Genomic DNA, 13563 nt, shown 5'->3' with positions numbered 1-13563 from the left:
GTGTCGCCGATGATCAGAATCCGCGTGTCCAGGTCCCGTCGCCTCCAGATCGGCGCCCTCGCCGCCACCGGTCTCCTCCTCGCCAGCGTCGCCGCGCCAGTCAGCGCGCAGGCAACCCCACGGCTCGCCGCCGAACCGGCCACCGTGGACAGCACCACCGCCGGGCTCGGCGTCGATGAGATCTCCAGCAGTCCCAACCTCCGTCAGATCGCCAACCTGCCGAAGCAGGGGCCGTTCGACACCGAGAACGCCCTGAACAGCGACCTCGCATTCCAGGGGCCGTTCGCCTACGCCGGCAACTACAACGGCTTCACCATCTACAACATCGCCAACCCGGCCGCGCCGAAGGTCATGTCGCAGGTGCTCTGCCCGGGTTCCCAGAACGACATCACCGTCTACGGTGACCTGCTCTTCCTCTCCACCGACTCCTCGCGCACCGACGACTCCTGCAGCAGCGTCGCGCAGTCGGCGACCGTCAAGGCGTCCTGGGAGGGCATCAAGGTCTTCGACATCAGCGACAAGGCCAACCCGCGCTACATCAAGGCCGTCGAGACGGACTGCGGCTCGCACACGCACACCCTGGTGCCGGCCAAGGACGGCCTCTCCGTCTACCTGTACGTCTCCTCGTACAGCCCGTCGGCGGCCTTCCCGGACTGCCAGCCGCCGCACGACTCGATCTCCATCGTCAAGGTGCCGCTGGAGACGCCCACCGACGCGGCGGTGGTGGCCACGCCGAACCTCTTCCCAGACGGTGGGTACGCCGGCCGCCCGGGTGGCTCGGCGACCACCGGCTGCCACGACATCACCGCCTACCCGCAGAAGGACCTGGCCGCCGGCGCCTGCATGGGCGACGGCATCCTGATGGACATCTCCGACCGGGAGGCGCCCCGGGTGATCAACCAGGTCCGGGACACGACCAACTTCGCCTTCTGGCACTCGGCCACCTTCAACAACACCGGCACCAAGGTCGTGTTCACCGACGAGCTGGGTGGCGGCGGCGGGGCGACCTGCAACACCACCGTCGGGCCGAACCGCGGCGCGGACGCCATCTACGACATCACCGGCGCCGGTGACGCGCGGACGATGGTGTTCCGCAGCTACTACAAGATCCCCCGGGTGAATGCCGACACCGAGAACTGCGTGGCCCACAACGGCTCGCTGATCCCGGTGCCCGGACGCGACATCATGGTCCAGGCCTGGTACCAGGGCGGGATCTCGGTCTGGGACTTCACCGACTCGGCCAACCCGAAGGAGATCGGCTACTGGGAGCGGGGTCCGCTCTCCGACACCCGCCTGATCGTCGGTGGGGCCTGGTCGTCGTACTACTACAACGGGCACATCTACTCGAATGACATCCAGAAGGGCCTGGACGTGGTGCAGATCGACCCGGCGTCCATCCCGGGCGCCCAGACGAGGCACTTCACCCGGCTCAACGTGCAGACCCAACCCGACTACCGGGACTGACGTCCCACCGTCCGCGGGCCCGGCCACCGCATCCGCGGGGCCGGGCCCGTCGGCGGTCAGCTCATCGGCAGCCGGTAGCTACGCTCCCCGCCGCCGGTGGCCGGCACCAGCCGGACCTCGCCGGTGCGCAGGCCGTAGACCACCGACCAGCGGGTGTGGCCCTGGCGTACCGCGCCGAGCAGGCGCAGCGCAGCCGGGGCGTCCAGCACGCCACCGGCGGCGTCCAGCGCCTCGGCCAGCACCCCGTACCGGTGGTCCCGGCGCAGGTCCGGCTCGGCCACCCCGACGGCCGGCACGTTGGTCAGCGCCTGCCAGGGGCCGCGCCGCCTGTCGGCGCGCATGACCCCGTCGACGAACTCCACCACGGCCGAGGCGCCGGTGGCGTCGGCGAGCAGGTAGTGCAGCGGCGGCCCACCGTCGAAGTCCAGGTTGTACCGCTCGAACACGGCGATCGCCTCGTCCACAGTGGCCGCCGCGTCGAGCACCAGCCGCAGGATGCGCACCGAGCCCACGGTCGGGCGGCCCGGCACCGGGCGGGCGGTCGCCCCGTCGTCGGCCGCCAACCCGACGGCCAGACCGCGCTCGTTCATCCCGTCGAACGGCAGCAGCGGCGCGTTGAGCAGCCGACGGTCCCCGGTCGGGTCGGCGCCGACCCCGAGGTAGGAGATGTCCACCAGGGAGACCGAGGCGTACCCGTCCGGCGGGTCGGCCCGCAGCACCAGCGCCGGGTTGGGATCCCAGTCGAAGTTGCGGGCGAACAGCGGCCGGGTCCGGTCGCCGAGCGCGGCGAAGAGCGAGCAGCCGAACGGGCTCGCCCCGGGCGTGCCGGCGATACCGGCCGTCGGGTCGTAGTCCCCGACGTAGGTCATCTCGTACAGCGGCAGGTCGTCGACCTTGCGGAGGCTGGCCAGGGTCCGCTCGACCTGGCCGGCGTCCTGGCGGGAGGCGGTCGGCGTGCCGGCCGCCGGCGGCGCCGCCCCCCGCCGGCTCTCGGCGCAGCCGGCGGTGACCAGCAGCAGGGCGAGACCGGTGGCGAGCAGCATCCTCCGCATGCCGCGACGCTAGAAGAGGCAGCGACGGTTGTCCATCGGGTCAGCGCTCGGGAATCCGGGTCAGCTGCGCGTCGATCGCCTCGGCGCTCAGCGCGGGCCGGCCGCCCGGATGGCCCACGGTCACGCCGGCCGCCGCCACCGCGTACCGGGCGATCACCGGGTACGGCTCGCCGCGCAGCAGGCCGGCGGCGAGCGCCGCGACGAGGGCGTCCCCAGCGCCGGTGCTGTCCACGACGGGCGTGTCGGACAGCGGCACGAACAGCTCCCCGCCCGGCCAGACGAACGCGTTGCCCTCCCCCGCCACCTCGACGGCGACCAGCGACGGGCCCCGCGCGCGCAGCTCCCGGCCGGCCCACAGGGCCGCCTCCGCGTCCTCGGGCGGCGCGCCCACGATCAGGCCGGCCTCCCGCGCGTCCGCGCGGAGCACGTCGGCCAGGGCGAGCAGCTCCGCCGCGTCGGCCGGGTCGTCCGGCGCGCCGTCCAGCACCACCAGCCGGTCGGCGGTACGGCCGCAACGGGCCGCCACGAGCGCGGCCGGCAGCGGCTGCTGGAGCTGGACGACCACCGCGCGGGCGGCCCGCAGCACCGGCTCGGCGTCCGCCACGTCCGCCTCGGTCAGCAGCGTTGCCGGGGGGATGTCCTCCAGGTAGCGCCAGCGCGCCCCGGCGTCCACCACGTCGATGATCAGCGCGCTGGGCGTGTCCGGCCGGCGCAGCACCGGGGCCACCTCGACGCCGTCGCTGCGGGCCCGCCCCAGCAGCCGGTCGCCGACCTCGTCCTCCCCCACCACGCCGAGCAGCCCGACCCGGGCGCCGAGCTGGGCCAGCCCGACCGCCTGGTTGGCGCCCTTGCCGCCGAGAAGTTCCCGCCGGCAGCGCACCGGGACGGTCGCGGACGGACCGGGAACCTCGTCGACCAGCAGCACGATGTCCCGGGCCACCTGCCCCACGACGATCGCGTCCAGTCCCGCCATGCCGGGCTGATACCCGGGCCGCCGCCGGTCACGCCCGGCGGCTCACCCCCGCACGACGGCGAACATGTAGCAGCCGTACACCACGTTGCGGCTGTGCAGGCGGTCCACCTCCGGGTCGGCGAGCAGGTCGGCGACGACCGCCTCCGGGTCGCGGCCGTCGTGCAGCCGGCCGCCGACGATCCGGCCCCGCCGGTCGTACGCCCGCAGCACCTGGGGCCGCCCCCGCCAGTCGGCCGGGTACCCGGTCGCCTCCGCCGGGCCGGGGCAGTCGGCGTCGTGCGCGAAGATCGGCCCGAGCTCCCGGTACGGCCCGTCGGCCAGCGGTGGGGCGTACCCGAAGAGCAGCAGCGGCTCGCCCGCGCGGGCGTCGCGGAGGCAGCAGCGCAGCGGCTCGCCGCCCTCGGCGGTGGCCCGTTCGACCGGCCGCCCGCCCGCGTCGAGGCCGGTACGCCGCACCTCGGCGAGCGTCTCGACCGGAAGCGGCTGGATCAGGTACCCGGTACGCGTCGTCGTCATGCCCACCAGCCTGGGCCGGGCCGGCGGCGGATGCTGGCGGTGATCGGACCTGGCGTCTCCGGCCGGCGTCGCCTGTCCGACATTGCGGTTGAGGCGGGACGAAGCGGGTAAGCGGTGCGCACGGAGACGGGACCGGCTGCCCGCCACCCTCGGGCAGCCCGTCCCCGATCAGCGTCGGGTGACCGGGATCTGCAGTTCGGTCACGCCCTCCTCCGGCTTGTCCTGGCAGTAGTCGAGGTAGACCTCGCGGGCGTACCCCTCGGCCCGCCAGCCGTTCTCCTCGATCCACCGGGCGAGCACCGCCATGCTGGCCTCGACCTCGTCCATGGAGCCGTGGTGCACGACCGTCGCGGCGGTGGGCAGGGCCGGCAGGTCGACGACGGCGAAGTCCCCGGCGGCCGACGGGCCGACGGTCGCCCCGGCGTGCACGACCACCGCCTCGCCGTCGCCCTCCGGCTCGTACCAGGCGATCGCCGGGCCCGTCGGGTGGACGCCGGCCTCGTCGAGCCGGCGGAACAGCTCCGGGTAGAGCGGCTGGATCACCGGGCCGATGTCCGGCGTCTCGTAACTGCGAGCCATCGCGGTCAGTTCCGCGATCCGCACCGCGGGGATCTCCTTGAGTACGACGTCCTTCGTGGTCATCCGACCCTCCGTCTCGAGCATCCGGAGTCTCGCCTCGATCCCGGCCAGCCGGGCGGTGTCCGTGGCGACCTGCGCCGCGAGCTGGGCGCGGCGCAGCCGCAGCATGCCGCGCAGCTCGGCGGCGTCGAGCCGGTCGTCGAGGACGGACCGGACCTGGTCCAGGGTGAGCCCCAGGTCCTTCAGGGCGATCACCCGGTTGAGCCGGCCCAGTTGCTCCGCCCGGTAGTAGCGGTAGCCGGTGTGCGGGTCCACGGCGGCCGGGCGCAGCAGCCCGATGCCGTCGTAGTGCCGCAGCATCCGGACCGACACCCGGCCGAGCGCGGCGAATTCTCCGATGGTGAACATGGTCCCCTCACGCTCGTCCCTGACACGGTGTCAGAGTCAAGCGTGGGCGGCTCAGCGGACCGTCGTACGCCGGGTGGCGCGCGGGCCGACCAGCCGGCGGACCACCGGCGCGGCGTTCCACCGCGCCGCGCCGACCAAATCCCGGGCGTGCTCCAGCACCGTGTAGTCCGGCCGGGCCAGGCCGTCGGCGATCGCCCGGTCCAGGTCGTTGCCGCAGCGGCTGAGCACGCTGTCGAAGTCGCGGCGGACCGGTTCCAGCAGGTGGTAGCCGAAGGAGCGGTGCAGCCGTGCGAAGAGCGGCTTGTAGAGCCGGGCCCGCTCGTGCAGCCCGGAGGAGTACGACATCGGGTTCTTCGGCCGCCGGCGGACGTAGTCCGGGAGCAGGTCGGCGAAGGCCCGGCGGACGATCCACTTCTCCTGGCCGTCGCGGAGCTTGAGGTCGAGCGGCAGCCGCATCGCCAGCTCCACCACGTTCAGGTCGAGGAAGGGCACCCGCGCCTCCACGCCGTGGCCCAGGCTGGCCCGGTCCACCCGCTGCAACTCGGTCCGGCACAGGTTGCGGACCCGGTGGAGGAAGAGCCGCCGGGACCGCTCGGGGCCGACCTGGTGGTACATCGGATAGCCGCCGAACAGCTCGTCGGAGCCGTCCCCGGTGAGCACCACCTTGACGCCCAGCTCGCGCAGCCGGCGGAAGATCGGCACGGTGACCACCGCGTTGATGATGTCGCCGTACTCGGTCAGCTCGGAGATCCGGATCGCCTCCCGGACGTCGGCCAGCCGGATGTCACGCGGACGCAGCTCGACCACCTCGTGCGGCACGCCGAGGTCGGCGGCGAGCCGCCGGGCGTACGCGACGTCCGGGCTGTCCGGCACGCCGACGGTGACCGCCACGCAGTCCGGGTGCAGCTGCCGGGCGTGCAGCAGCGCGAGCGAGCTGTCCAGGCCGCCGGAGAGCACCACCCCGACGGTCAGGTCGGTGTCCAGCCGGACCCGGATGCTGTCGGTGAGCGCCGCCCGGACGAGCACGGCGGCCTCGTCCGGGTCGTCGATCAGCGGCGCGCCGGCACCGAGGTCGACCAGGTCCACGTGCGGGCGCAGCCGGACCCGCCCGTCCGGCTCGGCCCAGCCGTGGTGCCCGGGCGGCACCTCACCGATCGGCGCGTTGTGCGCGACCAGCGCCTTGACCTCCGAGGCCAGGTGCAGGCAGCCCGGTCCACGGGACCAGTAGAGCGGCTTCACGCCGAGCGGGTCGCGGGCCAGGTACGCACGGCCGGTGGCCCGTTCCACCACGACGAAGGCGTACTCGCCGCGCAGCCGGCGCACCGCCTCCTCGCCCCAGTGCCGGAACGCGGCCAGCACCACCTCCGTGTCGCTCGCGCTGCGGAAGGCGTACCCGAGCCGGGTCAGCTCGTCGCGCAGCTCGTGGTGGTTGAAGACCTCGCCGTTGTAGCAGAGCACGTGCCGTTCGTCCGGCGACACCCAGGGCTGCACGGCCCGTTCCCGGTCCACGATCCGCAGCCGGCGCACGCCGGTGAGCAGGCCGCTCTCCTGCCGGGTCTCGGTCACCTCACCCCGCGGGGCGAGGACGGCGAGCATTCGGCGGAAGGTGGCCGGATCGGCCTCCGGGCCGATGCTCAGCGCGATCCCGCACATCCGCTCAGACCCCCATCTCGACCTCGTACGCCCGCCGGAACCGGCGGCGGGCGGCAGGCGCGAGACAGAGGTGCCAGGCCTGACCCTCGTCGACCACGTTGAGCTCGCCGGCCTCCTGCCGCGCCAACAGCAGGTCGGCGAGGGTGTCCTGGACCCCGAAGCGGCGGAACCAGGCCATCTCCACGTCGGCCGCCCAGCCGAGGCAGTGCCCGCTGGGCACCATGGCCGCGTACCCGAGGCGGCGCAGCCGGTACTGGTGCTCGGCGCTGCGGGCCAGGCTGGTGACCCAGAGCGGCGGGGTGCCCGGCCGGGTGGCCCGGGCGAACTCGCGGCCGATGTCGTTGAGCAGGGCCACCACCTCGCGCCGGGTCCGGCGGAACATCAGGCCGGCGGTGCGCGGGGTGGCGGCGGGCAGCAGCCGCCGCCGGACCGCCCGCAGGCCCCGGCCGACCAGCGTGCCGGGCTGCTCCTGGTAGCGGAAGGCGAGCAGTCCCCGGCGGCGCAGCCATTCCAGGTCGACCAGTTCGGTGCTGGTGTTGACCTGGCCGTCGGTCAGGAAGACCGGGTCGTCCCCCCACCACATCACGTCGACCCGGGAGAGCAGGTAGATCCGGACCAGCGCGGTGAGGTCGTGCGCGGAGCTGCGGGCGTTGGGCTGGTAGCGGGCCATCTCCAGCAGCAGGGTCTCCCGGGCGCCGACGAGTCCCTGCGGGGTGGCCTCGAGGACCGTGGCGATGGCCGGCTCCCGCAGCCGCTGGTCCAGCAGCACCTGCCGGGCGGTGGCGGACGGGGCGTCCGCGAGGGCGCCCACCTCGATCAGCAGCTCCGCCACCGCCGCCCGGTAGGCGGCCAGGTCCGGCGGGTGCGGGGCGGACCGGCGGGTGGTGGTCGACGGCCGCCGGTGGGCCGGAGCGGTGGACGCGACCGCGGGCCCGGGCTGCGGGCCGGGGCTTCGGCTGGGCACTCGCATGGTCGGGTCCCCTCTCCGGGCAGGACACGGCGTGATCAAACCTGAACCACACCGTAATTACCTGCAGGGGGAGAACCCCGAACAATCTTCCTATCTCCCTCTAAGGAGCATCTTTGGGTACGGAAAGCGCCTGCACCCAGCCGTACGTCGGCGCCTCGGGCAGGCCGGCGTCCCGTCCCGCGCGGACCGCGTCGGCCAGGTGCACCGCCGCCCCGAGGGCGGCCCGGAACAGCAGCGAGCCGGTGCTGACCCGGGCCACGCCGAGGCGCCCCAGCGCCGCCAGATCCGGCCCACCGGGCCGGTACAGCACGTTCAGCGGCAGGCCGGCCCCGACGGCGAGCCGGCCGACCAGATCGTCCGGCGCGCCGGGCAAGAAGCAGCCGTCGGCGCCGGCCTCCCGCCAGACGCGCACCCGACGCAGCGCCTCGTCCAGTGGCTCCGGCACACCCAGCCACCAGGCGTCGGTACGGGCGTTCACGAAGAGCCCCGGCACGGCCGCCTTCACCGCGGCGACCTTGGCGGCGGCCAACTCCACCGGGGCGAGGGTGCCGTCCGGGCGGCCGTCCTCCAGGTTCACCCCCACGACGCCGAGCGCGGCCAGTTCGGCGACGTAGTCGGCCACCGCCGCCGGGTCGTCGCTGAAGCCGTCCTCGATGTCCACGGTGAGCAGCACCGGCAGCTCGCGCAGCCGCCGGGCGAGGTCGAGGTTGTCCGCCCGGGTGACGCCGGCCGCGTCCGGCTTGCCCCCGGCCGCCGCCACGCCGAGGCTGGTGGTGCCGATCGCCGGATGGCCCCGGGCCGCCAGGGCGGCGGCGGAGGCGTGGTCCCAGGCGTTCGGCAGCAGCAGCGGGCTGCCCGGCCGGTGCAGGTCGCGGAAGGCGGCGGCGCGGTCGGTCATCGGACGGTCACCTCGACACTGGTCGGGATCCGCAGGGTGGGCTGCGGCTCGTAAGGGACGGGCTGTTCGGTCGCGGCGCAGCGGCGGCGCAACACGTCAACCACCCCGGCCGCCAGGGCCAGGGCGTGCCGCTCCCCCGGGCAGCCCCGGGGCCCGGCGCCGAAGGTGAGCACCCCGCCGGGGCGGTCGGGTCGGAAGCGGTCCGGCTCGGCGTGGCGGGCCGGATCCCGGTTGGCCGCGTCGAACCGCAGCAGCAACGGGGCGTCCGGGCCGATCTCCCGACCGCCGACGCGCAGCGCCGCGGTGGTGACCCGGCGGGTGGCCCGGACCGGTGGGTCGAGCCGCAGCACCTCGGCCAGCAGTTCCCCGGTCGGCACCGTCGCGCCGAGGCCGTACCGGACGGCCGCCCCGATCAGGCCGGCGGTGGCGTCGCAGGCCTGCACCAGCAGCCCGATCCGATTCGCGGCGACCTCGGGCGCGGCCGCCGGGGTCAGGGCCAGCAGCGCGGCCACCGCCCGGTCCGCGCGCGCCACCGCCGCCGGGCCGGCGCCCGGGTGGTAGGCGGCGGCCACCGCCGGCACCGCCGCCCCGGCCGCCGCGGGATCGGCCAGGCCGAGCCGCGCCGCCAGCACCTCCAGGGGTACGCGCCGAGCCAGCCCCGCCATCACGTCGAACCGGCCCGGCGCACGGCCGGCCAGCACGTCGACCCCGATCGGCATGTGCTCGGCGTCCCGGCGGTCGGCGCCGGCCGGCCGCGACGCCCCCGCGTCGCGCAGCTCCCCGCTCGGCCGGGCGGCTGCCTCGAGCGTCTCCTCGGTCAGCCGGGCCGCCGCCTCGCGCAGCTCATCCGGGTCGAGGTCGGCCAGGGCGGCGACCCCGATCGCCCGACGGCCGGGGTGCCGGTCCGGCGCGCTGAACCGGCTGACCGTCCCGCGCAGCCAGGCCAGGGTGCCGGGCGGTCCGCCGGGCGCGACGGGCACCACGCACCGGGGGTCGGTCAGCACCGCCACCACGTCGGCGTACCGGGTGACCACCCAGCCGTTCTCGGCATCGTGCACGGGTTCCCCGCAGGCCGGTGTGCCGGGCGGCGCGGGTATGACGGGCCAGCTCATCGCCCGACCGTAGGCGGCGTTTCCTTCGGCGCGGACCGAACCGTCCCGCCGCATCGGCGGTGGCGGCCGGGGCCGTCGCGTCACTGGGTCGGCGAGGTGGCGGCATCGGCCCGGCCGCGTCCCGGGTCGGCGAGGTGGCGGCATCAGACCTGCCCCAAGACCGTCAGGTCGCCGGCGTGGCGTCGGTCGAGCAGGTCAGGCGCGGGCGGGGCCGGTGTCGGGGGACGGGCGTTCGAGGTCGGCCTCGGGCAGGCCGAGGGCGGCGGCGAGGGCGGGGCGGCCAGCCGGGGTGAGGCGGAGCGCCCGGCCGGTGCCGCGTACGGTCCAGCCCAGGTCGAGGAAGCGATCGCAGAGCGCCGCGCCCAGCGCCCCGGCCAGGTGCGGGCGGCGCTCGGTCCAGTCCAGGCAGTCGCGTACCAGCGGTCGGCGGGACGCGCGCAGCGGCTCGACCGGTACGCCCAGCTCCGCCAGCCAGGTCACCCCGGCCGGGGTGACGGCGAGCCCGCCGGCGCGGTCCAGCACCTTCCGGTCGAGCAGGGCGTCGTGCAGCAGCACGCCGAGCCGGCCGGCGAGGTGGTCGTAGCAGGTCCGGGCGTACGCCAGGGCGGCGCCGGCCGACGCGGCGCGCAACGTGCGCGGTGGGGTCGGCGGGGTGGGCGCGTGCCCGGCCAGGTCCTCGATCAGCTGGGCCACGGCCGGGCCGGCCAGGCGGACGTACCGGTGCCGGCCCTGCCGCTCCTCGACCAGCAGGCCGCCCTGGACGAGCCGGGTGAGATGGTCGCTCGCGGTCGACGCCGCCACCCCGGCGGCCCGCGCCAGCTCGCCCGCCGTCCAGGCCCGCCCGTCGAGCAGGGCCAGGCAGAAGCTGGCCCGGGTGCGGTCGGCGAGCAGCGCGGCGAGCGCGGCCATCCCGCGGCCGTCGGTGCTGGTCGTGGTCATCCGCCCATGCTGACACGGCGACGGTTCGGCGCCGACCGACCGGTCCCGGGTGATGGCGGGCCGACCTGAGGCGCCGGCGGGCTGACCGGCGCCGCACGCCGCCATCGAACGACCTTGGCCGGTCAGGCGCCCGGGTGCGGACAGACCGGCGCCAGCTCGTGGACGATCCGGGTCTCACTGTCGTAGCTGCGCGCGGCGACGAACTCCCCGCTCGGCCGGTCGAGGCCGGCCAGCGCGCGGGCCCGGCGGCGGTCGCCGTCGCGGAACCGCAGCGCCAGGCTCAGGTGCGGGATCCACCGGCCCGGCGCGTGCCACGGGTGCTGCCCGTCGGCGTCGGCGAGCACGTCCCACACCGCGCCGTGCAGGGCGAGCAGCTGCGGCGCGGGGCGGATCAGCCAGACCAGCGGGGCGCTGCCGTCGAGCACCGCCACCCGGTCCAGCCGGGCCGGCAGCGGCAGCGCGGCGTCACAGAGGTCGGCGAGGCGCTGCTCGGCGCCGGGCGGGAACTCCTCGACCGACGCGAGGGTCAGGTGCGGCCGGTTGGTGGGGTGGGTGTTGCGCGCCAGGCTGGGCAGGCCGGCGGCGGCCAGCCGGACCCAGGCCGCGCGTACCGCCTCCTCCAGCTCCGGGGAACAGAGCAGCTCGACCGTCCGCACGCCGCCAGGCTAGTCGTCGGCGGTGTGCCGCGACGTCCCGTGGGGAATGCGCACCGGATGAGCGTGCTGACCGAGACCGACGAACGCCACCTGCGCCGGGCCGTCGCGCTGGCCACCGCCGCCCGGGACGCCGGGGACGGCCCGTTCGGTTCACTGCTGGTCGACGCCGACGGGCGGGTGCTGGCCGAGGAGGTCAACACGGAGCGGACCGACGACGACATCGCGGCCCATCCGGAGCTGAAGCTGGCCCGGTGGGCCGCCCGGAACCTCGCCCCGGACGCGGCGGCGGTCGCCACCATGTACACCAGCTGCCAGCCCTGCGGCATGTGCGCCACCGCGATCGACCGCTCCGGCCTGGGCCGGGTGGTGTACGCGCTCAGCGCCGAGCAGCTGGCGCGGCTGCGCCCGATGCCCCCGTACGCCCCGGTGGCGTACGCCGGGCCGGCGCTGCTCGCCGAGGCCCGGATCCCGGTCGAGCCGGCCTGAGCCGGCCCGGGAGGGGGGCCACCCGTGCGGCGCCGGTCAGAGCCAGCCGGCCTCGCGGGCCAGGCGGACCGCCTCGGCCCGGTCCGCGGCGCCGAGCTTCTGTACGCAGGCGGCGAGATGGTTGCGCACGGTCCCGGCCGCCAGGTGGGTACGCCGGGCGATCACCGCGACCGGGGTGCCGTACTCGGCCAGCCGCAGGGTCTCCAGCTCGCGCGGGGTCAGCGGGCACTCGGGCAGGGTCAGCGCGTCGGCGGCGAGCGCCGGGTCGACGTACCGGGCGCCGGCGTGCACGCGGCGGATCACGTCGGCGAGCGCGCCGCCGGGCGCCCCCTTGGGCAGGAACCCGCGGGCGCCGGCGGCCAGCGCCGGGCGCAGGTGGGCGGGACGGCCGTGGCCGGTCAGGATCACCACGGCACAGTCGGGCAGGACGCGGGCCAGCTCGGCGGCGACCTGGATCCCGCCGGGTGGCGGCATCTCCAGGTCCAGCACCGCGACGTCCGGCCGGTGGGCCAGCGCGGCGGTCATCGCGACGCGACCGTCGGCGGCGTGCGCGACGACCTCGATGTCGGCCTCCAGGTCGAGCAGGGCCGCGAGGGCGAGCCGGATCAGCTCCTCGTCGTCGGCGAGCAGTACCCGGATCACGACGCCACCGGCAGGGTCGCCACCAGCGTGAACACGCCGTCGTCGGCGTGCGCGCGTACGGTGCCGCCGGCCGGCGCGAGCCGGTCGGCCAGCCCACGCAGGCCACCGCTGTGCGGGTCCGGGCCGCCGTCGCGGACGCCGTCGTTGCGGACGGTCATGGTCACCAGGTCGTCCTCCCGGGTGATCTCGATCCGGCACCATTCGGCCCGGCTGTGCCGCAGCACGTTGGTGCCCGCCTCGCGCAGCACCACCGCCAGGTCGGCGGCGACCGTCTCGGGCAGCGCACCGCCGGGCGGCACCACCGTGCACCGCACCCCGCTGGAGCGCAGCACCTCGCCCACGGCCGCCGCCTGTTCGGCGAGGTCGACGGTCCGGTAGCCGTGCACCGCCTCGCGTACCCGCTGCAGGGCGGATCCGGCGAGCCGCCGCACCTCGTCGGCCTCCCGGCCGGCGCGGGTGGCGTCGACCGGCGCGAGCCGGGCGGCCAGCTCCGCCTTCAGCGCGATCACGGTGAGGTCGTGGCCGAGCAGGTCGTGCACATCCCGGGCGAAGCGCAGCCGTTCCTCGGCGGCGGCCAGCCGGGCCCGGGCGGCCTGACCCTGACGGGCCTCGACGAGCAGGTCCCAGAACCAGACCTGCGCCCAACTGATCGCGGCCACCCCGAGGCCGACGCCGCCGGCGATGAGCAGGCTGTCTCGGACCGGCAGGGCCGCCCATCGGGCCACCGCGACCGCGACGGCGAGCACCACGACCGTCCCGGCCAGGGCGATCGGCGGCCGGAACAGCAGCGGGAGGATCCCCACCAGGGAGGCGCCCAACCAGGCCCAGGTCGGCCAGGCGCCGGCGGCGACCGGCCCGACCAGCGGCACGCTCAGCACGGCGGCCAGGGCCAGGGCGACGTACCCCCGTCGCCGCCGGTCGTCGGCGAGCCACGGGGTGACCGCGGCGTGGACGACGGCCGCCTGGGCGGCGACGAACGCCAGCAGCCCGACCGCGCCGAGGCCCCACCGCACCGGATCCGGCTCCCGGGCCAGCCCGACGCCCGGCAGCAGCAGGGTGGCGCCCAGATTGGTGGCCAACGACGCCAGGGTGAGCCGGCGCGCCCCACGCAGCCGGCGGTCCGCTGCCTCGACCGTCATGCCCGCCGATCCTATTGGCGGCGGCCAACCGGTTCACCCCTGCGGAACGTCACGGTCGCACCGTGCGCGGCGCACG

The 13563-nt window shown here is 75.8% G+C and carries 14 protein-coding genes; 2 read left to right on the top strand and 12 right to left on the bottom strand.

Annotated features, from left to right (window positions below; translation table 11 throughout):
- Positions 1 to 9: 9 nt before the first annotated feature.
- Positions 10 to 1464, top strand: coding sequence for an LVIVD repeat-containing protein (locus ACZ6S5_RS24195; RefSeq protein ID WP_466003930.1), 1455 nt, complete (start codon positions 10 to 12; stop codon positions 1462 to 1464).
- A gap of 56 nt (positions 1465 to 1520) precedes the next feature.
- Here ACZ6S5_RS24195 and ACZ6S5_RS24190 read toward each other — a convergent pair whose 3' ends face one another.
- From ACZ6S5_RS24190 to ACZ6S5_RS24145, 10 genes are all read right to left on the bottom strand, one after another.
- Positions 1521 to 2516 carry a carcinine hydrolase/isopenicillin-N N-acyltransferase family protein gene (locus ACZ6S5_RS24190; RefSeq protein ID WP_466003928.1) on the bottom strand — a complete coding sequence of 332 codons (996 nt, stop codon included), beginning with the start codon at positions 2514 to 2516 and terminating at the stop codon, positions 1521 to 1523.
- 40 nt (positions 2517 to 2556) lie between these two features.
- The gene (locus tag ACZ6S5_RS24185) at positions 2557 to 3489 is read right to left on the bottom strand and encodes a PfkB family carbohydrate kinase (RefSeq protein WP_466003927.1); all 933 of its coding nucleotides are present in this window, start codon (positions 3487 to 3489) and stop codon (positions 2557 to 2559) included.
- Positions 3490 to 3531: 42 nt separating this feature from the next.
- Complete coding sequence (locus ACZ6S5_RS24180) at positions 3532 to 4005, bottom strand: DUF1203 domain-containing protein (RefSeq protein ID WP_466003926.1); 474 nt, start codon at positions 4003 to 4005, stop codon at positions 3532 to 3534.
- 168 nt (positions 4006 to 4173) lie between these two features.
- Complete coding sequence (locus ACZ6S5_RS24175) at positions 4174 to 4992, bottom strand: MerR family transcriptional regulator (protein WP_466003925.1); 819 nt, start codon at positions 4990 to 4992, stop codon at positions 4174 to 4176.
- A gap of 51 nt (positions 4993 to 5043) precedes the next feature.
- Positions 5044 to 6645 carry an asparagine synthetase B family protein gene (locus ACZ6S5_RS24170; protein WP_466003924.1) on the bottom strand — a complete coding sequence of 534 codons (1602 nt, stop codon included), beginning with the start codon at positions 6643 to 6645 and terminating at the stop codon, positions 5044 to 5046.
- A 4-nt stretch (positions 6646 to 6649) separates the two neighbouring features.
- Entirely contained in the window at positions 6650 to 7615 is a 966-nt protein-coding gene (locus tag ACZ6S5_RS24165) for a hypothetical protein (protein WP_466003922.1), read from the bottom strand.
- Positions 7616 to 7715: 100 nt separating this feature from the next.
- The gene (locus tag ACZ6S5_RS24160; RefSeq protein WP_466003920.1) at positions 7716 to 8513 is read right to left on the bottom strand and encodes an isocitrate lyase/PEP mutase family protein; all 798 of its coding nucleotides are present in this window, start codon (positions 8511 to 8513) and stop codon (positions 7716 to 7718) included.
- On the bottom strand, positions 8510 to 9625 hold the full coding sequence (locus ACZ6S5_RS24155) for a cytochrome P450 (RefSeq protein WP_466003918.1): 1116 nt from the start codon (positions 9623 to 9625) through the stop codon (positions 8510 to 8512). Before ACZ6S5_RS24155 ends, ACZ6S5_RS24160 begins: the two co-directional genes overlap by 4 nt.
- Positions 9626 to 9820: 195 nt before the next feature.
- Positions 9821 to 10564: an ArsR/SmtB family transcription factor gene (locus tag ACZ6S5_RS24150; protein WP_466003916.1), complete on the bottom strand. Its 744-nt coding sequence runs from the start codon at positions 10562 to 10564 to the stop codon at positions 9821 to 9823.
- A gap of 122 nt (positions 10565 to 10686) precedes the next feature.
- Positions 10687 to 11220: a 2'-5' RNA ligase family protein gene (locus ACZ6S5_RS24145; RefSeq protein WP_466003915.1), complete on the bottom strand. Its 534-nt coding sequence runs from the start codon at positions 11218 to 11220 to the stop codon at positions 10687 to 10689.
- Positions 11221 to 11277: 57 nt separating this feature from the next.
- On the opposite strand from ACZ6S5_RS24145, the gene ACZ6S5_RS24140 reads away from it, so the two are divergent.
- Positions 11278 to 11706 carry a nucleoside deaminase gene (locus tag ACZ6S5_RS24140; protein WP_466003913.1) on the top strand — a complete coding sequence of 143 codons (429 nt, stop codon included), beginning with the start codon at positions 11278 to 11280 and terminating at the stop codon, positions 11704 to 11706.
- A 36-nt stretch (positions 11707 to 11742) separates the two neighbouring features.
- Here ACZ6S5_RS24140 and ACZ6S5_RS24135 read toward each other — a convergent pair whose 3' ends face one another.
- Positions 11743 to 12348, bottom strand: a complete 606-nt coding sequence (locus ACZ6S5_RS24135) for a response regulator (RefSeq protein ID WP_466003911.1) — start codon at positions 12346 to 12348, stop codon at positions 11743 to 11745.
- The gene (locus tag ACZ6S5_RS24130; RefSeq protein WP_466003910.1) at positions 12345 to 13487 is read right to left on the bottom strand and encodes a sensor histidine kinase; all 1143 of its coding nucleotides are present in this window, start codon (positions 13485 to 13487) and stop codon (positions 12345 to 12347) included. The genes ACZ6S5_RS24135 and ACZ6S5_RS24130 overlap by 4 nt, the downstream gene beginning before the upstream one ends.
- Between the last annotated feature and the right edge of the window lie 76 nt (positions 13488 to 13563).

The organism is Micromonospora sp. NPDC051924 (genome assembly GCF_055586005.1).
This window is presented reverse-complemented; position numbering and strand designations above follow the sequence as displayed.